Origin of the sequence: Bradyrhizobium sp. WBOS07, assembly GCF_024585165.1 — a bacterium.
In the GTDB taxonomy this organism is placed as follows: domain Bacteria; phylum Pseudomonadota; class Alphaproteobacteria; order Rhizobiales; family Xanthobacteraceae; genus Bradyrhizobium; species Bradyrhizobium japonicum_B.
On sequence record NZ_CP029008.1, the window covers coordinates 3,518,754 to 3,543,797 of the forward strand.

Annotated in this window: 26 protein-coding genes and 1 riboswitch; of the genes, 13 read left to right on the plus strand and 13 right to left on the minus strand. The window is 64.9% G+C overall.

Annotated elements, in window-relative coordinates; all coding sequences use genetic code 11:
* Positions 1–3: 3 nt before the first annotated feature.
* Positions 4–2,685: an alanine--tRNA ligase gene (alaS, locus tag DCM79_RS16865; RefSeq protein ID WP_257175442.1), complete on the minus strand. Its 2,682-nt coding sequence runs from the start codon at positions 2,683–2,685 to the stop codon at positions 4–6.
* A gap of 311 nt (positions 2,686–2,996) precedes the next feature.
* Positions 2,997–3,087: riboswitch (glycine riboswitch) on the plus strand.
* A gap of 141 nt (positions 3,088–3,228) precedes the next feature.
* Here alaS and gcvT point away from each other — a divergent pair.
* From gcvT to gcvP, 3 genes are all read left to right on the plus strand, one after another.
* Positions 3,229–4,377 carry a glycine cleavage system aminomethyltransferase GcvT gene (gene gcvT / locus DCM79_RS16870; RefSeq protein WP_257175443.1) on the plus strand — a complete coding sequence of 383 codons (1,149 nt, stop codon included), beginning with the start codon at positions 3,229–3,231 and terminating at the stop codon, positions 4,375–4,377.
* Between the two features lie 9 nt (positions 4,378–4,386).
* Positions 4,387–4,755: a glycine cleavage system protein GcvH gene (gene gcvH / locus DCM79_RS16875; RefSeq protein WP_257175444.1), complete on the plus strand. Its 369-nt coding sequence runs from the start codon at positions 4,387–4,389 to the stop codon at positions 4,753–4,755.
* A gap of 216 nt (positions 4,756–4,971) precedes the next feature.
* Complete coding sequence (gcvP, locus tag DCM79_RS16880) at positions 4,972–7,839, plus strand: aminomethyl-transferring glycine dehydrogenase (RefSeq protein ID WP_257180777.1); 2,868 nt, start codon at positions 4,972–4,974, stop codon at positions 7,837–7,839.
* A gap of 136 nt (positions 7,840–7,975) precedes the next feature.
* On the opposite strand, the gene DCM79_RS16885 is transcribed toward gcvP, so the two are convergent.
* The 4 genes from DCM79_RS16885 to recA all read right to left on the minus strand — a co-directional run bounded on the left by DCM79_RS16885 (position 7,976) and on the right by recA (position 12,178).
* Entirely contained in the window at positions 7,976–8,950 is a 975-nt protein-coding gene (locus tag DCM79_RS16885) for a hypothetical protein (protein ID WP_257175445.1), read from the minus strand.
* 45 nt (positions 8,951–8,995) lie between these two features.
* Positions 8,996–9,994: a hypothetical protein gene (locus DCM79_RS16890; protein ID WP_257175446.1), complete on the minus strand. Its 999-nt coding sequence runs from the start codon at positions 9,992–9,994 to the stop codon at positions 8,996–8,998.
* 9 nt (positions 9,995–10,003) lie between these two features.
* Positions 10,004–10,984, minus strand: coding sequence for a hypothetical protein (locus DCM79_RS16895; protein ID WP_257175447.1), 981 nt, complete (start codon positions 10,982–10,984; stop codon positions 10,004–10,006).
* Between the two features lie 105 nt (positions 10,985–11,089).
* Positions 11,090–12,178 carry a recombinase RecA gene (recA, locus tag DCM79_RS16900; RefSeq protein WP_061882979.1) on the minus strand — a complete coding sequence of 363 codons (1,089 nt, stop codon included), beginning with the start codon at positions 12,176–12,178 and terminating at the stop codon, positions 11,090–11,092.
* Between the two features lie 310 nt (positions 12,179–12,488).
* Between recA and DCM79_RS16905 the strand changes: the two genes are divergently transcribed.
* Both DCM79_RS16905 and DCM79_RS16910 read left to right on the plus strand, forming a co-directional pair.
* Positions 12,489–12,689 carry a hypothetical protein gene (locus tag DCM79_RS16905; protein WP_257175448.1) on the plus strand — a complete coding sequence of 67 codons (201 nt, stop codon included), beginning with the start codon at positions 12,489–12,491 and terminating at the stop codon, positions 12,687–12,689.
* 111 nt (positions 12,690–12,800) lie between these two features.
* Positions 12,801–12,968: a hypothetical protein gene (locus DCM79_RS16910; protein WP_257175449.1), complete on the plus strand. Its 168-nt coding sequence runs from the start codon at positions 12,801–12,803 to the stop codon at positions 12,966–12,968.
* Between the two features lie 527 nt (positions 12,969–13,495).
* Here the strand turns inward: DCM79_RS16910 and DCM79_RS16915 are convergent.
* A complete protein-coding gene (locus DCM79_RS16915; protein WP_257175450.1) occupies positions 13,496–13,753 on the minus strand; it encodes a DUF2798 domain-containing protein in 258 nt (85 codons plus the stop codon).
* Between the two features lie 343 nt (positions 13,754–14,096).
* Here DCM79_RS16915 and DCM79_RS16920 point away from each other — a divergent pair, with 343 nt between their 5' ends.
* Positions 14,097–14,330, plus strand: a complete 234-nt coding sequence (locus DCM79_RS16920; protein ID WP_018316629.1) for a hypothetical protein — start codon at positions 14,097–14,099, stop codon at positions 14,328–14,330.
* Positions 14,331–14,350: 20 nt separating this feature from the next.
* On the opposite strand, the gene DCM79_RS16925 is transcribed toward DCM79_RS16920, so the two are convergent.
* Both DCM79_RS16925 and DCM79_RS16930 read right to left on the minus strand, forming a co-directional pair.
* Positions 14,351–14,605 carry a hypothetical protein gene (locus DCM79_RS16925; RefSeq protein ID WP_257175451.1) on the minus strand — a complete coding sequence of 85 codons (255 nt, stop codon included), beginning with the start codon at positions 14,603–14,605 and terminating at the stop codon, positions 14,351–14,353.
* 106 nt (positions 14,606–14,711) lie between these two features.
* Entirely contained in the window at positions 14,712–15,011 is a 300-nt protein-coding gene (locus tag DCM79_RS16930; RefSeq protein WP_257175452.1) for a hypothetical protein, read from the minus strand.
* A gap of 341 nt (positions 15,012–15,352) precedes the next feature.
* Here DCM79_RS16930 and DCM79_RS16935 point away from each other — a divergent pair, with 341 nt between their 5' ends.
* Positions 15,353–15,817 carry a PaaI family thioesterase gene (locus DCM79_RS16935; protein WP_257175453.1) on the plus strand — a complete coding sequence of 155 codons (465 nt, stop codon included), beginning with the start codon at positions 15,353–15,355 and terminating at the stop codon, positions 15,815–15,817.
* Positions 15,818–15,921: 104 nt separating this feature from the next.
* On the opposite strand, the gene DCM79_RS16940 is transcribed toward DCM79_RS16935, so the two are convergent.
* Entirely contained in the window at positions 15,922–16,215 is a 294-nt protein-coding gene (locus DCM79_RS16940) for an HdeA family protein (protein ID WP_164718979.1), read from the minus strand.
* Positions 16,216–16,397: 182 nt separating this feature from the next.
* Here DCM79_RS16940 and DCM79_RS16945 point away from each other — a divergent pair, with 182 nt between their 5' ends.
* The 3 genes from DCM79_RS16945 (at position 16,398) to DCM79_RS16955 (ending at position 17,858) form a co-directional block, all read left to right on the plus strand.
* Positions 16,398–16,640 (plus strand): PilZ domain-containing protein, encoded by a 243-nt coding sequence (locus DCM79_RS16945; RefSeq protein ID WP_257175454.1) that lies wholly within the window; start codon positions 16,398–16,400, stop codon positions 16,638–16,640.
* Between the two features lie 384 nt (positions 16,641–17,024).
* Entirely contained in the window at positions 17,025–17,429 is a 405-nt protein-coding gene (locus DCM79_RS16950; RefSeq protein ID WP_257175455.1) for a hypothetical protein, read from the plus strand.
* Positions 17,430–17,534: 105 nt separating this feature from the next.
* Positions 17,535–17,858: a hypothetical protein gene (locus DCM79_RS16955; RefSeq protein ID WP_257175456.1), complete on the plus strand. Its 324-nt coding sequence runs from the start codon at positions 17,535–17,537 to the stop codon at positions 17,856–17,858.
* Between the two features lie 79 nt (positions 17,859–17,937).
* Here DCM79_RS16955 and DCM79_RS16960 read toward each other — a convergent pair whose 3' ends face one another.
* The 4 genes from DCM79_RS16960 to DCM79_RS16975 all read right to left on the minus strand — a co-directional run bounded on the left by DCM79_RS16960 (position 17,938) and on the right by DCM79_RS16975 (position 22,944).
* The gene (locus tag DCM79_RS16960; RefSeq protein WP_028137402.1) at positions 17,938–18,294 is read right to left on the minus strand and encodes a carboxymuconolactone decarboxylase family protein; all 357 of its coding nucleotides are present in this window, start codon (positions 18,292–18,294) and stop codon (positions 17,938–17,940) included.
* A gap of 10 nt (positions 18,295–18,304) precedes the next feature.
* On the minus strand, positions 18,305–21,529 hold the full coding sequence (locus tag DCM79_RS16965) for an efflux RND transporter permease subunit (RefSeq protein WP_257175457.1): 3,225 nt from the start codon (positions 21,527–21,529) through the stop codon (positions 18,305–18,307).
* Positions 21,526–22,521, minus strand: coding sequence for an efflux RND transporter periplasmic adaptor subunit (locus DCM79_RS16970; protein WP_373568078.1), 996 nt, complete (start codon positions 22,519–22,521; stop codon positions 21,526–21,528). The genes DCM79_RS16965 and DCM79_RS16970 overlap by 4 nt, the downstream gene beginning before the upstream one ends.
* A gap of 96 nt (positions 22,522–22,617) precedes the next feature.
* Positions 22,618–22,944, minus strand: coding sequence for a helix-turn-helix transcriptional regulator (locus DCM79_RS16975; RefSeq protein ID WP_257180778.1), 327 nt, complete (start codon positions 22,942–22,944; stop codon positions 22,618–22,620).
* Between the two features lie 115 nt (positions 22,945–23,059).
* Here DCM79_RS16975 and DCM79_RS16980 point away from each other — a divergent pair, with 115 nt between their 5' ends.
* The 3 genes from DCM79_RS16980 to DCM79_RS16990 are packed head-to-tail and all read left to right on the plus strand — an operon-like array spanning position 23,060 to position 25,017.
* Positions 23,060–24,346 carry an NAD(P)/FAD-dependent oxidoreductase gene (locus tag DCM79_RS16980; RefSeq protein ID WP_257175459.1) on the plus strand — a complete coding sequence of 429 codons (1,287 nt, stop codon included), beginning with the start codon at positions 23,060–23,062 and terminating at the stop codon, positions 24,344–24,346.
* Complete coding sequence (trxC, locus tag DCM79_RS16985; protein ID WP_257175460.1) at positions 24,343–24,786, plus strand: thioredoxin TrxC; 444 nt, start codon at positions 24,343–24,345, stop codon at positions 24,784–24,786. The genes DCM79_RS16980 and trxC overlap by 4 nt, the downstream gene beginning before the upstream one ends.
* 27 nt (positions 24,787–24,813) lie before the next feature.
* Positions 24,814–25,017 (plus strand): DUF2892 domain-containing protein, encoded by a 204-nt coding sequence (locus DCM79_RS16990; protein ID WP_011088520.1) that lies wholly within the window; start codon positions 24,814–24,816, stop codon positions 25,015–25,017.
* The last annotated feature ends 27 nt before the right edge of the window (positions 25,018–25,044 follow it).

Below are 25,044 nucleotides of genomic sequence, written 5' to 3' on the forward strand. Positions count from 1 at the left end.
GACTTAAGCGCCTGCCATCGCTTTTTCGATCGCAGCTAATGCCTCGGTCGCCTTGGCGCCGTCGGGGCCGCCGGCCTGCGCCATGTCGGGCCGGCCGCCGCCGCCCTTGCCGCCGAGCGCCTCGGAGGCAATGCGGACGAGGTTCACGGCGTTGAAGCGCGCAGTGAGGTCCTGCGTGACGCCGACCACGATTCCGGCCTTGCCGTCCTCGGTGACGCCGACGATGGCGACGACGCCGGAGCCGATCTGCTTCTTGCCGTCGTCGGCGAGGCTCTTGAGATCCTTCATCTCGATGCCCTCGACCGCGCGCGCCATCAGCTTGACGTCGCCGACCTCGCGCACCGCCGAAGCCGCGCCATTGCCGCCAGCGGAGGCGCCGCCGCCCATCGCCAACTTCTTGCGCGCGTCGGAGAGCTCGCGCTCGAGCTTCTTGCGCTCCTCCATCAGCGCGGCGATGCGCGCCGGCACGTCGTCCAGGGAGGTGCGCAGCTCGTTCGCCGCGGTCTTCGCCAGCGCCATGGTGTCGTTGGCGTGCCTGCGCGCGTAATTGCCGGTCAGCGCCTCGATGCGGCGCACGCCGGACGCCACCGCGCTCTCGCTCGTCACCGTGATCAGGCCGATGTCGCCGGTGCGCCTGACATGCGTGCCGCCGCACAGCTCGACCGACCAGCCGAGCGCGTTGGCGCCGCGCTCGCGCGCGGTCCTGCCCATCGAGACGACGCGGACCTCGTCGCCATATTTCTCGCCGAACAGCGCGCGGGCCCCCGCTTCGCGGGCCTCGTCGACGCCCATCACGCGCGTGGTGACCTCGTCGTTCTCCAGCACCACCTCGTTGGCGATGTCCTCGACACGGGCGAGCTCCTCCGGCGTGATCGGCTTCGGATGCACGAAGTCGAAGCGCAGGCGGTCGGGCGCGACCATCGAGCCGCGCTGGGCGATGTGATCGCCGAGCACCTGGCGCAGCGCCTCGTGGATGAGATGCGTCGCCGAATGATGCGCGCGGATCGAGGAGCGCCTGCTATGATCGACCTCGAGCTGCAGCGCGGTGCCGAGCTTCACTTCGCCCTGCTCGACCTTGCCGATGTGGACGAAGAAATCGCCGAGCTTCTTCTGCGTGTCGGTGACACGGAACTTGATGCCGCCCTCGCCCGTCAGCACGCCGGTGTCGCCGACCTGGCCGCCTGACTCCGCGTAGAACGGCGTCTGGTTCAGCACGATCGCGCCGGTCTCGCCGGCCTTCAGGCTGGTGACCTCAGTGCCGTCCTTGACCAGCGCCGACACCACGCCCTCGGCGCGCTCGGTCTCGTAGCCCAGGAATTCGGTGGCCCCGAGCTTCTCGCGCAGCGGAAACCAGATCGCCTCGGAGGCCGCTTCGCCAGAGCCCTTCCAGGACTCGCGCGCCTTGGCCTTCTGCCGCTCCATCGCGTCGGTGAACGCGGCCTGGTCGACGCCGATGCCGCGCGACTTCAGCGCGTCCTGCGTCAGGTCGAGCGGGAAGCCGTAGGTGTCGTACAGCGTGAAGGCGACGTCGCCGTCGAACATGTCGCCCTTCTTTAAGGCAGCGCTCTTCTCGTCGAGAATGGCAAGGCCGCGCGACAGCGTCTTGCGGAATCGGGTCTCTTCCAGCCGCAGCGTCTCCTCGATCAGATTCTCCGCGCGCATCAGATCGGGATAGGCCTGGCCCATCTCGCGCACCAGCGCCCAGACCAGCCGATGCATCAGCGGCTCTTTCGCACCCAGCAGCTGCGCATGGCGCATCGCGCGGCGCATGATCCGGCGCAGCACGTAGCCGCGGCCCTCGTTCGAGGGCAGCACGCCGTCGGCAACGAGGAACGCGGAGGAGCGCAGATGATCGGCGATGACGCGGAACGAGGCGACGTTCTGCTCGTTCGGTCCGCTGCCGAGCGCGGACGCGGTCGCGTCGATCAGGTGGCGGAACAGGTCGGTCTCGAACACGCTCTCGACGCCCTGGAGGATGCAGGCCATGCGCTCCAGGCCCATGCCGGTGTCGATCGAGGGACGCGGCAAGCCCACGCGCTCCTCCTTCGTCACCTGCTCATATTGCATGAACACGAGATTCCAGAATTCGAGGAAGCGGTCGCCGTCCTCCTCCGGCGAGCCCGGAGGCCCGCCCCAGATGTGCTCGCCGCGGTCGATGAAGATCTCCGAGCACGGGCCGCACGGGCCGGTGTCGCCCATCGCCCAGAAATTGTCCGAGGTCGGGATGCGGATGATGCGGTCGTCGGAGAAGCCGGCGATCTTCTTCCACAGGCCCGCCGCCTCGTCGTCGGTGTGGTAGACCGTGACGAGCAGCTTGTCCTTCTTCAGCCCGAACTCGGCGGTGATCAGCTTCCAGGCAAGCTCGATCGCCCGCTCCTTGAAATAGTCGCCGAACGAGAAGTTGCCGAGCATCTCGAAGAAGGTGAGATGGCGCGCGGTGTAGCCGACATTGTCGAGGTCGTTGTGCTTGCCGCCGGCGCGCACGCATTTCTGCGAGGTGGTGGCGCGCTGGTACGGCCGTTTCTCGACGCCGGTGAAGACGTTCTTGAACTGCACCATGCCGGCATTGGTGAACATCAACGTCGGGTCGTTGCGCGGCACGAGGGGCGAGGACGCCACGATCTCGTGGCCGTTCTCGGCAAAGAAGTTCAGAAAGGTCGACCTGATCTCGTTGACGCCGCTCATGTTCATCCAATCGGGTGTGCTAGAGCATGATCCGGAAAAGTGCGAAGCGATTTTCCGAAAAGATCATGCTCGAACAAAGAGCCAAAGCGCGATGCTTTCATCGCGCTTTAGGACCCGCTTCTCGCCATCCAAACCGTAACGTTAAGGCTGATATCTGCGGGCCAAAGCGCTTTTAGACAAGGCCAGCTTTCCTGTCCAGAAACTGTGCAGCCAGATCAGAGGGTTGCCGCAGCCGCTCAATCCCGTTGGATAGGACGCGCGGACGCGTTGACAGGCTTGGCCAGCCTGTGGTCTGTACCCATCTGTATCGTACGGCCACGTCGGGAGAGACCGGCTTTAGGCAGCCGGCGCCGAAGGAGCAACCGCCCCGGAAACTCTCAGGCAAAAGGACCGCGTGGCTTTGACAGCATCTGGAAAGAGGCGCCGACGGGTCTAGACCCGGACTGCGTCCGCCGACGGGATAATACTCTCAGGCACAGCGACAGATGGGGCTTCGACTGGTTGTCTCGGGGAATCGTCCCCGGGGAACCGCCGAGGGCCCCCATGATGCTAGCGCACGACCAAGACTCCCTGAAACGGACGCCCCTTCATGGGCTTCATGTCTCCCTGGGCGGCAAGATGGTGCCGTTCGCGGGCTATGACATGCCCGTGCAATATCCCGCGGGCGTGCTGAAGGAGCACCTCCATACCCGCTCCAAAGCCGGCCTGTTCGACGTCTCCCATATGGGCCAGCTCGCGCTGCGGCCGAAGTCGGGGAGGATCGAGGACGCCGCCCGCGCGCTGGAGCGGCTGGTGCCGCAGGACATCGTGGCGATCGCGCCGGGACGGCAGCGCTATGCCCAGTTCACCAACGCGGACGGCGGCATTCTCGATGACCTCATGGTCGCCAATTTCGGCGATCACCTGTTCCTGGTCGTCAACGCCGCCTGCAAGGCGGAGGACGAGGCGCATCTGCGCGCGAATCTCTCGGGCGACTGCGTCGTCGATCCCCTCGCCGACCGCGCGCTGCTCGCGCTGCAGGGCCCGAAGGCCGAAACGGTGCTGGCGAAATTGTGTGCAGCTGCGCCGTCCATGAAGTTCATGGATTCCGGTCCGCATGAGGTCGCCGGCATCAAGTGCTTCGTCTCGCGCTCCGGCTACACCGGCGAGGACGGGTTCGAGATCTCGGTTCCGTCAGGCGATGCCGAACGCCTCGCCAAAATGCTGCTGGAAAATCCCGACGTGCTGCCGATCGGCCTCGGCGCCCGCGACAGCCTGCGGCTGGAGGCCGGCCTCTGCCTCTACGGCCACGACATCGACACCGCGACCACGCCGGTCGAGGCCGCCCTGGAATGGTCGGTGCAGAAGAGCCGCCGCAGCGGCGGCGCGCGCGCCGGCGGCTTTCCCGGCGCCGACAAGATCCTCGCGCATTTCGACAACGGCGCCACCCGCCGCCGCGTCGGCCTGCGTGCCGAGGGCCGCGCGCCGGTGCGCGAGGGCGCGCTGCTGTTTGCCGACGCCAATGCCGGCGAGCCGATCGGACAAGTCACATCGGGCGGCTTCGGCCCAAGCCTGAATGCGCCGGTCGCGATGGGCTACGTGCCGACCAAACTGAGCGCGCTCGGCACCAAGCTGTTCGCCGAGGTGCGCGGCCAGCGACTGCCGCTCGCCGTCGCCGCCATGCCCTTCGTCAAGAACACCTACAAACGCTGAGGATTCGAAATGACCACGACGCTGTACACCTCCGACCACGAATGGCTGGCGATCGACGGCGATGTCGCCACCGTCGGCATCACCGATTATGCCCAGCAGCAGCTCGGTGACGTCGTGTTCGTCGAACTGCCCAAGGTCGGCCGCGCGTTGAAGAAGGCGGAGGCCGCTGCCGTCGTCGAGTCCGTCAAGGCGGCTTCGGACGTCTACGCGCCCGTCACCGGCGAGGTGCTCGAGACCAATGCCGAGCTCGTTGCCGAGCCGGCGCTGGTGAACTCGGACGCGCAAGGCAAAGCTTGGTTCTTCAAGATCAAAATTGCCGACAAAAGCGAGCTCGGCGGCCTCATGGACGAAGCCGCCTACAAGGCCCACACGGCGTGAGATGAAGCGAGCTGTTTTCCCATTCTCGGTGTCATCACCCGCGAAGGCGGGTGATCCAGTACGCCGCGGCCCATCGGCCCTAGCCGAAACGCCTGCGTTTACTGGATGCCCCGCCTTCGCGGGGCATGACAGCGGAGTGGTGAGGCGAACAACCGCGTCATCGCGCTCCCGTCCCGGACGATGACAGCGACAGATGACCTAAAGCGAGGACCCATGATGACCGCGCACCGCAAGAGCAACGGCGACACCGCCACCAGTTTCGTTCGCCGCCATATCGGCCCCTCGGCGCGCGACATCACCGCCATGTTGGAGGCCGTCAGCGCTAGAAGCGTCGACGCGCTGATGGCGGAGACGCTGCCGGCATCGATCCGGCAGGCGGTCCCGCTCGATCTCGGCAAGCCGCTCAGCGAGACCGAGGCGATCGCGCATATGGCCGAGCTGGCGCGACAGAACCAGGTCTTCACCTCGCTGATCGGCCAAGGTTATTCCGGCACCATCCTGCCCGCGGTGATCCAGCGCAACATTCTGGAAAATCCGGCCTGGTACACGGCGTACACGCCCTACCAGCCCGAGATCAGCCAAGGCCGGCTGGAAGCGCTGCTCAACTTCCAGACCATGATCTGCGACCTCACCGGGCTCGATGTCGCCAACGCCTCGTTGCTCGATGAAGCGACCGCCGCCGCCGAAGCCATGGCGCTGGCGGAGCGGCACTCGCAGGTCAAGGCAAAGGCCTTTTTCGTCGACAAGGACGTGCATCCGCAGACGCTGGCGGTGATGCGCACCCGCGCCGAGCCGCTCGGCTGGAGCCTGATCGTCGGCGATCCCCTCACCGATCTCGACAAGGCGGACGTGGTCGGCGCGCTGCTGCAATATCCGGGCTCATCGGGCGCATTGCGCGACCTCAAGCCCGCGATATCGGCGCTCAAGGCCAAGGGCGCGCTGGCGATTCTCGCCGCTGACCTGCTGGCGCTGACGCTGATCGCCTCGCCCGGCGAGCTCGGGGCCGATATCGCGATCGGCTCGGCGCAGCGCTTTGGCGTGCCGATGGGCTTTGGCGGACCGCACGCGGCCTATATGGCGGTGCGCGATGCGCTGAAGCGCTCGCTGCCCGGCCGCATCGTCGGCCTGTCCGTGGATTCGCGCGGCATGCCGGCCTATCGTCTCGCGCTGCAGACCCGCGAGCAGCACATCCGCCGCGAAAAGGCGACCTCCAACATCTGCACCGCGCAGGTGCTGCTTGCCGTGATCGCCTCGATGTATGCGGTCTATCACGGCCCCGAAGGCCTTGCGCAGATCGCGCGCAACGTGCATCGCCGCACCGCGGTGCTGGCGAGCGGCCTGCGCAAGCTCGGCTTTGCGCCGCAATCGGAGACCTTCTTCGATACGCTCAGCGTCGATGCCGGCGCCGGGCGCGCCGAGATCGTCGCGCGCGCGACCGCCGAGAAGATCAATCTCGGCGTCGGCGAAACCGCCTTGCGCATTGCGCTCGACGAGACCACGACGCCGGCGACGGTCGAAGCGGTCTGGCGCGCCTTCGGCGGCACGCTTGCCTACGCCGAGATCGATGCCGAGACGCGCGAAGCGCTACCGGACGATTTGAAGCGCACCACCGCGTTCCTCACCCATCCCGTCTTCCACGCGCATCGCTCCGAGACCGAAATGCTGCGCTACATGCGCAAGCTCTCAGATCGCGACCTCGCGCTCGACCGCGCCATGATCCCGCTGGGGTCCTGCACCATGAAGTTGAACGCGACCACCGAGATGATGCCGCTGACCTGGCCGGAATTCGCGACGCTGCACCCGTTCGTGCCGCGCGAGCAGGCGAGCGGCTATCACGCGCTGTTCGCGCGGCTGGAAAAATGGCTGTGCGACATCACCGGCTATGATGCGATCTCGCTGCAGCCGAACTCGGGCGCGCAAGGCGAATATGCCGGCCTGCTCGCGATCCGCGGCTATCACGCCGCGCGCGGCGAGAGCCACCGCAAGATCTGCCTGATCCCCTCCTCCGCCCACGGCACCAATCCGGCTTCGGCCGCGATGGCCGGCATGGACGTGGTGGTGGTCGCCTGCGAGAAGAACGGCGACGTCGACGTCAATGATCTCCGCGCCAAGGCGGAGAAACATTCGAACGACCTCGCCGCTATCATGATCACCTATCCCTCAACCCATGGCGTGTTCGAGGAGCATATCCGCGAGATCTGCGAGATCGTGCACGGCCATGGCGGCCAGGTCTATCTCGACGGCGCCAACCTCAACGCCCAGGTCGGGCTCTCCAGGCCCGGCGATTACGGCGCCGACGTCAGCCATCTCAACCTGCACAAGACCTTCTGCATCCCGCATGGCGGCGGCGGCCCCGGCATGGGCCCGATCGGCGTGAAGGCGCATCTCGCGCCGTTCCTGCCCGGCCATCCCGCGACGAATGCGGAAGCTCCGGTCGGCCCGGTCTCGGCCGCGCCGTTCGGCTCGGCCTCGATCCTGACCATCTCCTACATCTACATCCTGATGATGGGCGGCGAAGGCCTGAAGCGCGCCACCGAGATTGCGATCCTCAACGCCAACTACATCGCAGCCCGCCTCGATCCGCACTTCCCGGTGCTCTACAAGAACGAGAAGGGCCGTGTCGCCCACGAGTGCATCGTCGATCCCCGTCCGCTGAAGACGACCTCAGGCGTCACCGTCGATGACATTGCCAAGCGCCTGATCGATTACGGCTTCCACGCGCCGACCATGAGCTTCCCGGTGCCGGGCACGCTGATGATCGAGCCGACCGAGTCGGAATCGAAGGCCGAGCTGGACCGGTTCTGCGACGCCATGATCGCGATCCGCAAGGAGATCGCCGAGGTCGAGGCCGGCCGCTTCAAGATCGAGGCCTCGCCGCTGCGTCACGCCCCGCACACCGTGCACGACATCGCGGACGATGATTGGAAGCGCGACTACACCCGGGCCGAAGGCTGCTTCCCCGCCGGCACCTCGCGCACCGACAAATACTGGAGCCCGGTGGGCCGCGTTGACAACGTCTATGGCGACCGCAACCTGGTGTGCTCCTGCCCGCCGGTGAGCGATTACGCGCAAGCCGCGGAGTAAGCCGCGACGGCGGTTTCGTAGTTTCGTAGGGTGGGCAAAGCGCAAGCGTGCCCACCACCTTTGTACGCGGTGAAAGATGGTGGGCACGGCGCTTGCGCGCCTTTGCCCACCCTACGGCACCGAATGCGCGGCTGGTCTAAGGCCCAATCAACAACCGACTTTCCCGGTCCCAGCGCCACAACCGCTCATTGGTCAGCTCAGTCCCGCCCCACCAGCGATAAATCCGGTTGTGGCGCCACATGTCGTCTTCGCGGGCCAGAAGCGAACGCCCGAGTTCAGTGAGCGTGAGCTTCCACTCACTCCTGCAGAAGTAACGGTCCTCGTTGGTGAACGCCGGATCTCCCAACAAGAGCGCCGGCGTCGGATGTCCCCCCAGTTCGAGCAAAGCGTCGCGCGCGTCGTTTTCGCCGAATACGTCGCGAATCAATCTGCCATTGCAGACGATCCGCGGGTCGGTTTCCCCGTCATTCACATAATCCAACAAATCCATTTCAGTGGCACCGAGTCCCGTCACGCTGTCCGGAAGCTCTTCGAGCACTGCTATCAGAGCCGGTCGAAGTCTCGGCAGGATCGTCAGATCCGTCATCAGCAGATCGAAGCAGGGCTCTGGCGTTTGAGCCCGATAGGCCCGCCAGGCACGGCTTGCCAACACCAAATGGTTCTCGGCCACCTTGAAGGTCGGCAGCTTCCATTTTGCGACAGACTCCGCAGCATAGTTCGCAATAATGTCGTCCGCATGCACAAGGCTCAGCTTGGTCACGATTTCCCTGTAGGGGCGAAGCAGGTTCAGCAGCCAGATCAGCACCAGCTGATCATTGGGCCGGGGATCAGCCCATATCTCGATCGATTCGAACTTCGCACACAGCTCGAAGAAACCGATATCGCGCGTGCCGAAGCCGTCGAGCGAGCCGCAGCGAGCGTGATCGAGCCAATGATCGCCGGGATTGCAATGCTTGGCCGATCGACGCTCCAGGCCCATCAAGAGGCGCTCGTCCGAAGGCAATTTCCTCCCGACAAAACGCGGATAGAATCCGAGCGCGACGTTCGCCCGGCACGACTGGCGAAGCACCTCTTCCGCATGATCGTTGGTCGTCAGGATCAGATGTGACAAGATTGCTCCTCTCGAAATTGATGCGCATTACGGGAGCAACACGCGTCAGTCAGGCGCGATCAACATCCGGCTCTCGCGATCCCAGCGCCAGAGCCGCTCGTTGGTGAGAAGCGTGCCACCCCACCAGCGGCGGATCGGGTTGTGACGGCGAAAATCCTCCGCCCTGGCCAGCACCGCCTGTCCCAGGTCCGTAAAGGACAATTGGGACTGCTTGTACCGTGCGTGACGGGGGACATCATCATGCATGTCCAGCGTGAATGGCCCCTCGTCCAGCCCGGCTACGGCCGGCATTGGACAGCGCGCGAGTCCATCGAGCAGCTCGCCGACCTCCCAGTAGTCAAAGACGCGCCGCTCGTTGGGTTTCTTATGCCCCGGGAAGACGTCGAAGGGCTGCACATTCCCTGGTGCGATCAACTCCAGCATTCGCGTCTCCGTCGCTCCAAGACCGGTGGTCACGCTCGGAAGCTCTGAGAGAACATCAACAGCGCAGCGCTCGAGCTGCGGAAGCAAACCCAGATCGATCTTGAGGAGCTCGAACCAGGCCTGCGGCGTGGGTTCGCAATAAGCGCACCACGCGCGACCGGCCAGTGCAAGGTGATGCTGCGTCAACCTGGCCATATGCGGGTTCAGCTTCGCAAGTTGCTCTGGCTCGACACCACCGACGGCAAAGTCCAGGTGACGCATTGAGAGCTTGGAAGCTGCCCCATCCTCGCTGCTGAGGTGATCGAGCAGCCAGAGCAGAAGTAATTGTGCATTCGGCTCTGGTCCCATCCACAGCTCGGCCGTGTCGCATTCGGACAATAGGTCAATCAGTCCGCGTCCCTTCAACCCAGTTCCCTCCAGGCGCCAGGCCGGCGTGTCGTCCAGCCAGTGCAGGCCGTTCGGCTGAGTCGTACGTGGGGAGAAAAATACCTGGCGTTCCGCATCGGACGGCAGCGTTCCCCAGACGAGTCGACGCTCGATCGCAATGACGAGATCGCCAAGGCCGGCCCCTCGTATCGCGCCGGCGGCGGCCGAATCTGTCGTCACGATGAGCCGCGCCATGCGGGGTCCTCACGGCTTCGTCAGGACGGCGCCGTAGCGCCACAGTCGATCATTGGTCAGATGCGTGCCGCCCCACCAGCGATCGATCGGGTTGTGTCGGCTGAAGTCTTCCTGATGGGCCAGGACAGCCTTTCCGAAATCGGTCAGCGAGAGGCGGCTGCGCAGGTAGACCTGGTGCCGAGCTCGCAAATTTTGCAGGTCGATCGTACGAAGTTCTTCGCCCAGACCGGCCACTGCGGGCTTTGGGCCGAGTGCGAGGCCTTCGATCAAATATCCCAGTTCGATCTCGCCGAACACATCTGTGCGCCGTAGCGAGCGTAGATGGAACAACGGATTCGTGTTCGCATACCAGGCAAGCATCTCAAGGAATCGCATCTCGGTCGCACCGAGTCCCGTCAAAGGAGACGGGAGCTCTGCCAGCAGGTCGAGCAAGGCGGGCCGCAGCATCAGCAAGGCACTGAGATCACGGCGAAGGAGATCGATGCAAGCTTCAGGAGTCGGCGCGCAGTAGGCGGACCACGCCGATTTGCCGATCTCGAACTCCTCCGTGCCAACGTCCATGACATTAATATCAGGCTCGGCCTCAGCGAAATTATAGTCCGGACTGAACATCAGATCGGAGGCCAGCAATCGGACCGCGAACCTCTGCGCGAGCGCAGGATAGCTGCTGAGGTGATCGAGCAACCAGACCAGTTGCAGCTGGTCGCGGGGCGTGGCCGCGAACCAGAGTTCGATCTCGTCATACCGCTCGCAAAACTCGGCCAGCGATGATTTGCGGCCCTTGGCGCCCTTTGGCCAGCGGACCCAATCCGACCAGTGTTCGGCCGGGCCAAGATCGGCGGCATAGGCAGCCAAATAAGCCGAGAGCTTTTCCGCCCGCGGGAGCGGCCCCCACTCAAATTGAAAATGGAACGGGATAACGATCTCGGCAAAGCCCGATCGAGCAAGCTCCCTGCCGCCGCCCCAACCGGTCAAGATCAGCCGCTTCATCACACCACCTGATCAACGCACACATAAACGAAACGGGCACCGAAGACGTCGGCAACTCAACGTCCTCAGTGCCCGCTTCTCGCGAAAAACTCTTCGCGTTAAGGCTTACTCGTCCGCCGGCTCCTCGCCGTCGGCGTCGCGCTCGGGCGTGCCGGCCAGGATCTGCTCGGCGATCAGGCCGGAGTTCTGGCGGATCGCGGTCTCGATCTTGGCGGTGATGTCGGGGTTGGCCTTCAAGAACGCTTTCGAGTTCTCGCGGCCCTGGCCGAGGCGCTGGCTGTCATAGGAGAACCAGGCGCCGGATTTTTCGACGATGCCGGCCTTGACGCCAAGATCGAGGATCTCGCCCATCTTGGAGACGCCCTCGCCGTACATGATGTCGAACTCGACCTGCTTGAAGGGGGGCGCCAGCTTGTTCTTGACCACCTTGACGCGCGTGGTGTTGCCGACCACCTCGTCGCGCTCCTTGATCGCGCCGATGCGGCGGATGTCGAGGCGGACGGAGGCGTAGAATTTCAACGCGTTGCCGCCGGTGGTGGTCTCGGGCGAGCCGTACATCACACCGATCTTCATGCGGATCTGGTTGATGAAAATCACCATGGTGTTGGACTTGTTGATCGAGGCCGTGAGCTTGCGCAGCGCCTGGCTCATCAGGCGGGCCTGCAGGCCCGGCAGCGCATCGCCCATCTCGCCCTCGAGCTCGGCCTTCGGCACCAGCGCCGCGACCGAATCGATCACCATCACGTCCACTGCGCCGGAGCGCACCAGCGTGTCGCAGATCTCCAGCGCCTGCTCGCCGGTGTCGGGCTGCGAGATCAGCAGCTCGTCGATGTTGACGCCGAGCTTGCGGGCATAGACCGGGTCGAGCGCGTGCTCGGCGTCAATGAAGGCGCAGATGCCGCCCTTCTTCTGCGCTTCCGCCACCGTATGCAGCGCCAGCGTGGTCTTGCCTGAGGATTCCGGCCCGTAGATCTCGACGATGCGCCCCTTGGGCAGGCCGCCGATGCCGAGTGCGATATCGAGCCCGAGCGAGCCCGACGACACCGCCTCGATGTCCATGGACCGGTCGTTCTTGCCGAGCTTCATCACCGAGCCCTTGCCGAACTGGCGCTCGATCTGGGAGAGCGCGGCGGCCAGAGCTTTACTCTTGTCCATGGAAGATCCTTCGACGATACGCAGGGCAGTGGCGGACATAGGTCGTGCTCCTTATGGCGAGGATTCGCGTGAGGGACAAACAGTTGCGAGGGCGGCGCGGCGATAAAAGCAATGTACCCTATTTGTTCTAGGTTCGCAATATGTTCTTTTGCGGATTTGGGTGCTGTCCGTTGGACAGTCGCCGGATTGTTGGCAACCCTCCCCTCGATCCCGCCCTGTGCGCACAAGTGAACAGACGCCGCTCCATCGCTGCTCCCTAATAGCCTCATCACCGCTCGGATCGTGGCAATTATCGGTGACGAGAACGCCGATCGCGCTCCCGCCTTCCTCGCGCGGACAGGAGCGCGCTTTGTTCAAGCGACGACGTTTCAAGCAGCAGCTGACCCTGCAGGACCGGCTCACCGCCTGGGTCAAGCAGGTCAAGGACGACGCCGCAAAGCTGCCGCCCGGCCCTGAACGGGACGCCCTGCTCAAGAAGGCGCGTCAGGCCGAGATGGCAAATCATCTGCACGACTGGGTCAAATCTCCCGGGCTGCAACCGCCGAAATAGCCGAGCCGCGCTCACGTCCTTTCGCCGTCATCATTCCGCAATCGTATGGCACCGAACCTTTTCGCGGTCCCAGGCCTTCTCCAGGACGAGACCGCAATTCTGGGGACCGTCATGACGGACAACGAGCACCACGAAACGAGCCGGCGCCATCCTCTGCTGGAGGCGGCGCGTGAGGAGCTGATCAAGTTCGAGCGCAAGGAAAACGAGTTCCGCAAGAAGGATCGCGAAGAGCGCGCCAGCGAGCTCCGACTTCCGCTCAACGAGATCAAGATCCACTAAGCGCGTTGCGCGCGAGGTATCTGAATACCTTAGCTAAGATATTCAATTGTCACAGGAATTCCATGCAGCCTACTGTGCATGGGGTTGTTTTTCCATCTTTTGAGATGCCGCATGACGCGACCTGCGATCATCGCAGGACACGACTGCCGGCAGTGCCCGCCCTACAGCAGCGCGAGTAGCACGAGGCCGATCACCAGCACCACGAAGCCAGCCGCTGTCGCGGCGGCGAACGACCGCTCTACGTTATCCATGATGCCACCCCATCGTCGGCGAGCCACGTTTCCCCCATGGCTGCGCCGAACGGTCTGGAATCTTGCCGACCTGTGTGACCGCAGTTGTGCGAACGGATGTCGAAATTGGGACCGCTGCGGGGCCAGTCTGCGGCCTCGGCTCGGGCCGCCAAGCTGGCGCCTGTCAGGCTGCCGTAAGCGGAGCCGGCTAGGATGATTCGGCTATGGTGTTGCAGCCCAGCACCTCAGCCTCCAACAACTCTCCGCCCCGCTTGGCTCTCCCCAGGCGGGGCTTTTTCATGCCTGGTTACCGGCGCGCGGATCCCTCTCCTCCCGGGTCAGGCGCAGCGCGAAGGCGCGGATCGCGGGCGCGGCCAGGAGCACGATCGGCAGCATGGCGGCCCAGGCGACCAGCCACGACGCCATCCAGTGGCCGAGGAAGATCGTCGCGCTGCCGACGGGCAAGCTGGCGATCCCCGCCGCGATCAGCGAGGTCAGTCCGGACTGGATGATCCCGAACACGAAATGACTGTAGCGGCGGGGAATGCCGAGCATGACGGACCCATGTTGTTGGCCGTCATCACGGCAAGCAAGGCACATGCCGCCGCGTGCATCGGAAGCCGTTGGCGGGTCCGGTCTGCGTTGCGTCTCCCCCCAGCGGCGCAAAGAACGCGACTGGATGCAGCCCAGGAACTCTGTTCTTGGTCGGAGAACCACGGGGTAACCTACCGTCAACCAACAGATTTTCCTTGTCGCGGGAATATGACCGCGATCAGCATGTCTGCTGGCGGCGGCATCATCCGTAGCCGCCCGGAATTGATCTGACGCAGGTTTGGGATTGGACTGCGCGCGCCCGTGGCCTTGGGGGCGAGGCCGTCACGCGCGATCGGTGCCAGCCATGCCGCTCTATTTCTTTCGTATCCGGAATGGCCGTTATTCCGGCTGCGCCGACCAGGCGACGGAATTTGCCGATCGCGATTCGGCCTGGAAAGAGATGACCAATGTCTGCGCCGACATGACCGCCGGCATTGCGCGCAAGCTCCAGGAAAATTCCGAATGGCACATGGAGCTGCTGGACGAGGCCAAGGAGCCCGTCTTCCGGATCCGCATCGTCGCCGAAACCCTCGACTAGGACGAGGCTCGAGGCCGGCTTCAGTCCGCGCTGGGCAGCCGCCGCATGGTGAATTCGATGTCGCCGTCCGGCAGTTCGCGCCAGGTCTCGACCGCACTCATATAGCCGGCCTTGGGGTAGCGGGCGAAGAAGGCCTGGGCGCGTTCCCGCGCCGCCGCGCGCGGCAGCGTGAAGGTCTCGCGCAGATAGCCGTCGCCGAAAGTTGGGCCGGGCTTGCCGGCCGCCTTGCGCCGGCGCGCCATCCGCTCGGCGAGATCCCGCGGACGATCGGCCATGTCCTGCCCTCCTCTACGCGCTACGCTCAGAGGCAAATGTAGGGCGCGGGCCGGCCGAAGAGGAGTCCTGTCCGAAGGCCTGTGCTGCCCCCGGACGAAGCTTTGGTCAGTTGGCGGCCGTGCCGCTCTTGGTCTTCTTCGGCGCGCTGCTTGCGGCCGATGCCTTCGGCGCCGCCGGCTGCTTCGGCGGATCGGCGCGCATGCCGCCCCAGGGATCGTTGGACGCCTTGGACTCCGGAATCTTCTTCAGCGTTTCCTTGTAGGCCTTCTCGCGCTCGGCTTCCGCGGCCTTCTCCTCGGGGGACTTGCTCGGGCCATCCTGCATCAAATTGATATTGGGCATTTGCGCATAGGCAGTTCCCGCCAGCGCCGCCAGCAGCACCGCCGCCATACGGAAAAGCTTCATCGTCTACTCCTTGATCATCCATGAGGCACGGATCGCCCGCGCCGGGGGCCGTCAGGGGCCCGCTAGGACCGGTCCGACCGGCACGATTTGGGCCCATGCAGCCAATCGTCCCAGATCGGGCCGCATTTGGTGCACCCGCTCAGCGCGAAGCCGAGGGCGATCATACCAAAGACGAGGACACACCGACGCAACATCATCCACCCGTTCCCAAGCAAGGCATCATACCGGTCCAAGTCGGGCATTTTCAAGCCGACTGCACCGCCGCGAGACCGGTGACTTTGCCGCGCCGATGCGCACACAATGGGACGAAACATCCGGCAATACAGGAGAGCACGACAGCAATGCAAAGCCAGCCAGACGCCGAATTCGGCCTCCCCGACGCTAGACGCATCCTCGGCGAGGTTTTTGCGCCCTGGGTCCAGGACCTCAACCTCGCGGTCGAGCGCCTCGAACACGCGCAGCCGGCGGACGCGCCGGACTGGCAGCCGGGCGCGCTGCTGCGCATGCCGTTCTCGGAGCGGTTGTGCCGCCATGGCGGCGTGGTCTGCGGCCAGGCCCTGATGGCGCTCGCCGACACCGCGATGGTGATCGCGATCCTTGCGGCCAATCGTGGCTATCGTCCGATGACGACGGTCGACCAGACCACGCATTTCATGCGCGCGGTGTCCTCGTCGGACGTGCTGGCGGACGCGCGCGTGGTGCGGCTCGGGCGCACCATGAGCTTCGGCCGCGTCACGCTGCTGTCGGCGACCGACAACAAGCCGGCCGCGATGATATCCAGCGCGTTCGCGATGTTGCCGGGCTGATCAAAAAGCGAGAGCCGCGCGCGCAAAGCGTACCGCGGCTCTCCATCACGATCGCATCGAGACCCCAGCCGCGACTGCGGCGGCGCTTCGGTCCGCTCTTCCAGCTACTTGCCGAGCACCTCGTCAGCCGCCGTGACGATGCTGGCGGTCGGATTCTTTCCGCAATAGGCACCAAACTTCTTGGCGTTCGCAATGAACACGTCGGTGTCGATGATCGCGTTGTCCTCGTCGCCCTTGTACCAGCCATCCATCCAGGTCAGCACGACCTGGATGTTGTCTTCGCCGCTCTCGAGGAACTGCTTGCAGCTCATGGTCGAAAGGTCCCATTTGACGGCGTGGGCGGGCATCGACGACAGCGAGAGCGCAGCGGCGAACAGAAGCGAAAGCGTGGTCTTCATCGGAATCTCCATCGGCGCCGTGACGCCATAAAAGAAAAGCTTGCAGGGAAATCGGCGGAGATGCTCTCCGCTCGAACGTCGTAAACGAAGTCTGAAGCGCCATGCGGGCAGCGCCGATATTGAGTTTAGTTCAACGTAATTTCTATGCATTACTCCACAATCATCGTGATGGACCGACGCCGATGATCGAGAAGCGTACAGCGCAACGTCACCGCGTTTTCAAAGGTGGAACGATCACCTTCGAAAACAACGGCATCGCCTGCACGGTGCGAAACATGTCGGCGGGCGGCGCGGCGATCGACCTCGACGCTCCCGTCACGTTACCGCAATCGTTCACGCTCTCGATCGCGCGCGACGAGTTCGTGCGGAATTGTCGCACAGTTTGGCGCCGTGACAAGCGCGTCGGCCTCGCCTTTGTGCCTTAGCGCCCGCGATGTGAACGAGCGTTCGCATCGCATCCACAATGCAATGATGATTACGCGGCACGGCGACGGCAACGCCAGCGCAGGCTTGCGGTCACCCGCGCGGCAGGCGCGGCCGCCTCGTCGTCGATCCCGCAAGTGAGGCGGCGCGGCCGCCGGCCCTGCGCCTGCCCCGAGGCAGCGGTCAGCGCCGGCACGGCTGGCCGCGATGACCAAAACCCTCATCGGCGCAATCCCCTTCGTCTGGGGTACAAACTCGCCCGCCATCGCGGAATAGCAAATGCCGCGGGTTCAAGGGCTTGTGGAGGCCTCAGCAAATCTTGATCGGCAAGGACTTCGCCCGACCGCATTCGTGCCTATCTGTCCGCCCGCAGGGGACTTTCACGGATGTTACGGATCATTGCTCATGCGGCGCTGCTCGCCGGCGCGCTCGCGCTTGGTGCCTGCGGCTTTGCCGACAGCCGCGCGCCGGTGCCCGAGTTCATGCGCATCAAGGAGGCCGAGCAACCCCCGCCCGAAGCGCCTCCCGACGTCAAGCGTGTGGTGCGCGAGCAGATCGATGTGGTTTTCCTCGCCACCTCCTATCCGCGCGAGGTGCACGTCGCCCCGCCCCGTCGTGAGCTGCGCGGACCGGGCTGGACGGCTTGCGTGCGCGCCCAGCTCACCTCCGCGACCGGCACGTCGCTGGGCGCCCAGACCTACATCGTGACGATCAACGGCGGGAAGGTCGTGGACCGCCGGCGGGCGGAAGCCGACGACATCTGCGGCACCGAGACCTACGAGCCGGTCTAGGAACCGTCACCGACCGACGGTTCCGGGAAAAACGAGCATTGCGGCGGGGAACGATCGCCGCCTCCCCTTCTTGTTACCGCCGAGGGCAGTTTCGAGGAGGACACGATGAAGACATTTACGATTGCGCTGTTGGCGGGCGTGGGCGCCCTGGCAGCCGTCTCGGGGGCGAGGGCTTCCGATATCTATACGACCAGCGAGTACACCGATCCCAATCTGGTCCAGCAGGTGCGGCTCGTCTGCGACGACGCCGGCCGTTGCTATCGCACGCGCAGCGGCTCGCGCGTGATCGTGCGCGATTCCTATAACTACATGCCGCGTGATCGCTACTATGAGCGTCGGACGTATCATCGTCACTACGATGACGGCCCGAGCGTCGGCATTCGCGCGCCTGGCGTCAGCGTCGGCGTGGGCGTGGGCGACCGCTGGTAATCCGTGAAGACGTCAGGGCCGGGACCGGACGAGACAATTCGCCCGGTCCCGCTCGCATGCCCCTACGAGGTGACCGCGCTCATGCGGCGGTCGATTGTTGCTGGAACTGCTCATACGCCGCGATCGCATCCGCGGCGTACATCAGCGACGGCCCGCCGCCCATATAGACGGCCATGCCGAGCGTCTCCTCGATCTCTTCGCGGCTCGCGCCGAGCTTGACGAGCGCCTCGGCGTGAAAGCCGATGCAGCCGTCGCAATGCGCGGCGACGCCGAGCGCCAGCGCCATCAGCTCCTTGGTCTTCTTGTCCAGCGCGCCGTCACGCGTGGCAGCCTGGGCGAGTGCGGAGAATCCCTTCATCGTATCGGGAATGTCGCTGCGCAGCTTCTTCAGGTTGGCGGAGATGTTCCTGGTGATGTCGACGTAGTTCTTGTCCATCGGACCCTCGTTAGCTGGATTTGGCGGTGGTCGGAGCCGCCTCGCGCGGCGCGCGCAAGGCGATGTAGATGGCGGGAATCACCAGCACGGTGAGCAGGGTTGACGAGGCCAGCCCGAACAGCAGCGAGATCGCCAATCCCTGAAAGATCGGATCGAGCAGGATGGTCGCAGCTCCGATCATGGCCGCAAGCGCGGTGAGCAGGATCGGCTTGAAGCGGACCGCGCCGGCCTCCAGCACGACCTCGCGCAGCGACTTGCCGTCCCCGCCGCTGTGCCTGATGAAGTCGACCAGCAGGATCGAGTTGCGCACGATGATGCCGGCGAGTGCGATGAAGCCGATCATCGAGGTCGCGGTGAACGGCGCTCCCAGCAGCCAGTGCCCGATCAGGATGCCGATCAGCGTCAGCGGAATCGGCGTCAGGATGACGAGCGGCAGACGGAAGCTCCTGAACTGGGCGACGACCAGCACATAGATGCCGAGGATGGCCGCACCGAAGGCGGCGCCCATGTCGCGGAAGGTCACCCAGGTGATCTCCCATTCGCCGTCCCACAGCAGCGTGGGGCGCGACTCGTCCGATGGCTGGCCGTGCAGGCTGATGGCGGGCTTCGGCAGCTTCCCCCAATCATGCGCATCGACCCGATCGGCAACCGCGAGCATGCCGTAGAGCGGCGCCTCGAAGCGCCCGGCGAGCTCGGCCATCACCATGTCGGCGAAGCGGCCGTCCCGGCGGAAGATGGTCGGCGAGCCCTCTTCCATGGTCGCCTTCACGACCTGACCGAGCTCGACCACGGTCTTGCTGCCGGGCAATGTATTGGCTGGCACCGGCGTGGAGGCCAGCGCCTCGTCCCAAACCAGATCGCGCTTTCCGAGATGCACCGCGATCTCGATCGGGTTGCGGTCCTCGCCGCGGTGCGAATAGCCGATCGAGGTGCCGCCGAACAGCGTCTGGATCGTGTCGTAGACGTCGCGCTGCTCGACGCCGAAGAATTCGAGCCGGTCCTGGTCGATCGAGAGCCGCAGCCGCGGCCGCTTCTCGCCGATGGAATCGTCGATGTCGACGATGAAGGGCACCTCGGCGAAGATCTTCTTGAGCTCGGCCGTCACCGCCCGGCGCGTGGTCGCATCCGGACCGTAGACCTCCGCGAGCAGCGTCGACAGCACCGGCGGCCCGGGCGGCACCTCGACCACCTTGATGCTGGTGCCCGCGGGCGGATCGAGCGCCTTCAGCTTCTCGCGCAGATCGAGCGCGATCTCATGGCTCGCGCGCTTGCGCTCGCCGCGCGCAGCCAGGTTGACCTGCAACTCACCGAGCTCGGGCCTCTCGCGCAGGTAATAGTGCCGCACCAGGCCGTTGAAATTGAAGGGCGCCGGCGTGCCGGCATAGGATTGCAGCGAGGTGACCTCCGGCAATTGCCGCGCGATCTCGGCCGCGCCAAACAGTGTGCGCTCGGTCGCCTCCAGGCTCGCGCCTTCCGGCAGGTCGACGACCACGGCGATCTCGGACTTGTTGTCGAACGGCAGCAGCTTGACCGTCACCGACTTGGTCGCAAACAGCGTCATCGACAGCAGCGTCGCGATGCCGACGCCGAGCAGGAACAACCAGGCTGACCGCTTGCTGCGCACGATCGGCGTGGCGAAGCGCCGGTAGAGCCGGCCGAGCCGGCCTTCGTCGTGCTCCGCATGCGCCGAGGCAACCTCGCCCTTCGGGGCGAGCTTGAGCATCAGCCAGGGCGCGACCACCATCGCGACGAAGAACGAGAACAGCATGGCGGCCGACGCGTTGGCCGGGATCGGCGCCATATAGGGGCCCATCAGGCCCGACACGAACAGCATCGGCAACAGCGCGGCGACCACGGTCAGCGTCGCGACGATGGTGGGGTTGCCGACCTCCGCCACCGCCTCGATGGTGGCCTGCAGGCGCGGGCGGCCGTCGCGCATGGCCCAGTGCCGCGCGATGTTCTCGACCACGACGATGGCGTCGTCGACGAGAATGCCGATGGAGAAGATCAGCGCGAACAGGCTGACGCGGTTGATGGTATAGCCCATGAGGTTGGCGGCGAACATCGTGAGCAGGATCGTGGTCGGAATCACGACGAAGGTCACCAGCGCCTCGCGCCAGCCGATCGCAATCGCGATCAGGACGACGATCGAGACGGTCGCAAGGCCGAGGTGGAACAGCAGCTCGTTGGCCTTCTCGTTGGCGGTCTCGCCGTAGTCGCGCGTCACCGTCACCTGGACATCTTCGGGGATCAGGCGCGACTTCAACCCTTCGAGGCGCTCCGCGATATTCTCCGACACCACGACCGCATTGGCGCCGGCCCGCTTGGCCAGCGCCAGGCTGACGGCGGGCGTCCGCGTCCACTGGCCGGCGGCCCCGCGCGAATCCGTCCAGACGCGATGCTCGATGGTGCTCGGACCGACGACGACGGAGGCGACGTCCTTGACGTAGACCGGCCGGCCGTCGCGGCTCGTGATCAGCAAGAGTCCGATGTCGGGGATGCCTGACAGCGTCTGCCCCGCCGCGACGCCCCGCACGATGCCGGCATCGCGAACCTGCCCCGCCAGGAACGAGCGGTTGGCGTCCTTGACCTTGGCCACAAGCTGCTGAAGCGTGACGCCGAACAACGACAGCTTCTCCGGATCGGGCTCGACCCGGATCTGTTGCGCGGCGCCGCCGGATATGTAGGTCAGCCCGATGTCGTCGACCTTCATCAGCTCCGCGCGCAGCTTGTCGGCGAGCTCGTAGAGGTCCTTGTCGGTCCAACGGCCGGCGACCTCGGGCTTCGGCGACAGCGTCAACACCGTCACCGCGACGTCATTGATGCCTCGCCCGACGATCAGCGGTTCGGGGATGCCGACGGGAATGCGGTCGAGGTTGGCGCGGATCTTCTCGTGCACCCGCAGGATGGCATCCTCGAACTTGGTGCCGACCAGGAAGCGCGCGGTGACCATCACGCGGTCGTCCTCGGTCTGGCTGTAGACGTGCTCGACGCCGTCGATGCCCTTGACGATCGATTCCAGCGGCTTGCTCACCAGCTCCACCGCGTCCGGCGCGCGCAGGCCGTCGGCATTGACGCGGATATCCACCATGGGAACGCTGATCTGCGGCTCCTCCTCGCGCGGGATCGCCACGACGGCGATCAGCCCGACGACCAGCGCTCCGATCAGGAACAGCGGGGTGAGTGGCGATGCGATGGTCGACCTGGTCAACCGTCCTGACAGCCCGAGATTCACGGCCGCACCAATTGGTCGCCGGCCTGGATACCCGACAGGATTTCGAGGCCGTCGGGAAGCGACGGCGTCGGCAGGTGCCGGCCCCGCTGCACCGGCACGTCGATCGCCTCGTCGCCCTTCCGGATCCGGACATAGTCGATACCGAACCGCGTCGTTACATAGCCCGCGGGAATGACGAAGGCTGTTCGCGTTCCGGCGGCGACCCAGACCCGCAAGCGGTCGCCGACGAAATATTCGCCGAGCCCCTCGACCGTCGCATCCGCAATGACGCGCCCCTCCTCGATCTGGGGATAGACGAGGTCGACCACGCCCCATTTCGAGGCCTCTCCCGCCAGCTCCGCGCCATCGACGCGAACCTTGTCGCCGGCCTTGAGGAAGCGCGCGTGGCGCTCCGGCACGCGCAGCCGCAGCTTGAAATTCTGCTGGGCGACGGTGACGATGGGATCGCCCGCGAGCACGACGGATCCCACGGTGATCAGCCGTTTCAACACACGCCCATCCGCCGGCGCGAGCACCTGTCCCTGGTTGAGCTGCTCGTTGATGACGGCACGTTCGGCGGTCTTGGCCCGCAGCCCGTTCTCGGCGACGTTGAGCGCGGTGCGCTGCTCGTCCAGCTTGATCCGCGGCAGGATACCGCGCTCGACCAACCCCTCGGTTCGGGTGAAATCGAGTTGTGCCTGGTTGGCCTGCGCCTGCAGCGCCTCGATCTGGGCATCGAGCGATTTCATTTGCAGCACAAGCTTCTCGTCACCGATGGCCGCGATCGCCTGGCCGGCGGTAACGCGATCCCCTTCCCTGACCTTGAGCTGAGCCACCGTGCCGCCGATGCGTCCGCGCGCGGGAACCACGCTGGTGCTTTCGACCGTGGCGAATACCGCCTTCTCGTCCGCGATCGACTGTCGCGCGACCACGAGTGTTTCGGCTGCCGTCGCCGTTGTTGCAGACAAGCCTGTCGCCGCGAAAGCAGCCAACAGGCCAAAATACTTCGCCATACATCGCATGGGATTTTTCCGTGTCACGACCAAAGCATCACCACGCCGCGGCGCAGCTCATTTCATCTGCATGGGAGAGAAGCGTGTTGATCCTGGTCAAGGCGCCCTTCCCCGAACTCTCGTAGGTCTGCTCCTGGCGGACTTCGGTGCGCAGAACGCTTGGTAGAGCGTCTTCAACACCTCACGCGCTGGCTCGCTGGCGATCGAATAATAGATCGTCTGCGCGTCGCGCCTGGATGCGACCAGGCCATCCTTGCGAAGGAGCGCAAGATGCTGGGAGACCGTGGAGTCGCGCAAGCTGAGGAATTCGGCCAGCTCGCCGACCGACCGCTCGCCGTCGATCAACTGGCAGATGATGAGCAGACGGTGACGGTTCGAGAGCGCCTTGAGCAGCACACTCGCCTGATCCGCCGCCCGCTCCATGACTTCGGCATCTATTTTCATACTTGCGTATATACAAAAATACGAATATATAGTCAAGCGCTGCATGACGGCCGGAACTGAACCGGCGGAGCGGCTTGGTCCAACGGAGGTACCCATGGCGGAAGTTGTCGTAATCGGAGCCGGTCTGAGCGGAACGCTAATGGCCTATGAATTGCTGCCCCAGTTGCGAAAGGAGGACCGCGTCAGCGTCATCTCGCAAGGCGCGGTCTATCATTTCGTACCCTCGAATCCCTGGGTGGCCGTCGGCTGGCGCAAGCGCGAAGAGATCGAGATCGATCTCGCTGATGTCATGAAACGCAAGGGCGTGCGGCTGCTTACGCAGGGCGCAAAGCGCGTCCACCCCGGGGAGAACCGGGTCGAACTCGGTGACGGCACGTTGATCGACTATGATTATCTGGTCGTCGCGACCGGCCCCGAACTCGCCTTCGACGAGATTCCGGGTCTCGGGCCGCAGGGCCATACCCAGTCGATCTGCCACGTCGATCACGCCGCACATGCCCGTGACGCGTTGGAGAAGCTCGCAGCCAATCCCGGTCCGGTCGTGATCGGGGCGGTTCAGGGCGCCTCCTGCTTCGGGCCGGCCTACGAGTTCCTGTTCATCCTGGAAACGGAATTGCGCCGGCGGAAGCTGCGTGACCGGGTGCCGATGACGTTCGTCACCTCGGAGCCCTATATCGGCCATCTCGGTCTCGACGGCGTCGGCGATACCAAGGGCCTGCTGGAACGCGAGATGCGCGAGAAGCACATCAAGTGGATCACCAATGCCCGCATCGACAATGTCGCTCCTGGCTTGATGTCGGTGGAGGAGTTTGCCGACGACGGCACGTCCCGCAAGGCTCATGAGCTGCCATTCGCCTATTCGATGATGTTGCCCGCCTTTCGCGGCGTCGAGGCGGTGCGCGGCATAGAGAAGCTGACCAATCCGCGCGGCTTCGTCATCGTCGACAAGCACCAGCAGAACCCGGCCTTCCCCAACATCTTTGCAGTCGGCGTCTGCGTGGCGATCGCGCCGCTCGGCGCGACACCGGTGCCGGTCGGCGTGCCCAAGACCGGCTTCATGATCGAATCCATGGTGACGGCGACCGCGATCAACATCGGTGCCCTGCTCCGTGGCAAGGTGCCGACGGCGCAGCCAACCTGGAACGCGATCTGCCTCGCCGATTTCGGCGATTCCGGCGTCGCCTTCCTCGCGCAGCCGCAGATTCCGCCGCGCAACGTCAATTGGTCCTCAAAGGGCGAATGGGTGCACTTCGCCAAGGTCGCCTTCGAGAAGTACTTCCTGCGCAAGATGCGGCGCGGCGAGAGTGAGCCGTTCTACGAGCGCTTCCTGCTCGACCGGCTGAACATCGCCAAGATCAAGGAGGTCCGAACCGGCACATGAGCACGACACGCCAGATCGTCTGCGGACATTGCGGGCGCACCAACCGCCTGCCCGCCGAGCGCGCTCCGGAAGGTGCGCGCTGCGGCGCCTGTCACCAGCCGATGTTCACCGGCCAACCGATCGAGGTGGACGAAGCCGCCTTCGGCCGTCATGTCGCCAGCAACGACATTCCCGTGCTCGTCGACGTCTGGGCACCATGGTGCGGACCCTGCCGCGCCATGGCCCCGATGTTCGCACGCGCGGCGCAACAGCTCGAGCCCGGCGTGCGGCTGTTGAAGCTGAATTCGGACGACGCACCCGCTCTGTCGTCGCAGCTCAACATCAGCGGCATTCCGACGCTGCTGCTGATGCGCGGCGGCCGGGAGATCGCCCGTCATTCCGGCGCGATGGATGCGCGCAGCATCGTCGCCTGGACCGAAGCCAACTTGACCCGTTCGTAACGTCGCAAGATCAAAAAGGAGCCTGCCATGAATGTCGATAAAGCCGTCCTCGCGTTTGCGGGGTTCGTCGTCCTGCTCGGTCTCGCACTGGGCACCTATGTGAATGCCTATTGGTACCTGCTGACGGCCTTCGCCGGGCTCAACATGCTGCAGGCCTCGTTCACGGGCTTCTGCCCCGCAGCCATCGTGTTCAAGAAGCTGGGCCTGAGCAGCGGCTGCGCGTTCTCCTGAACGTGCGGACGCAGCCTGTAATGCGGG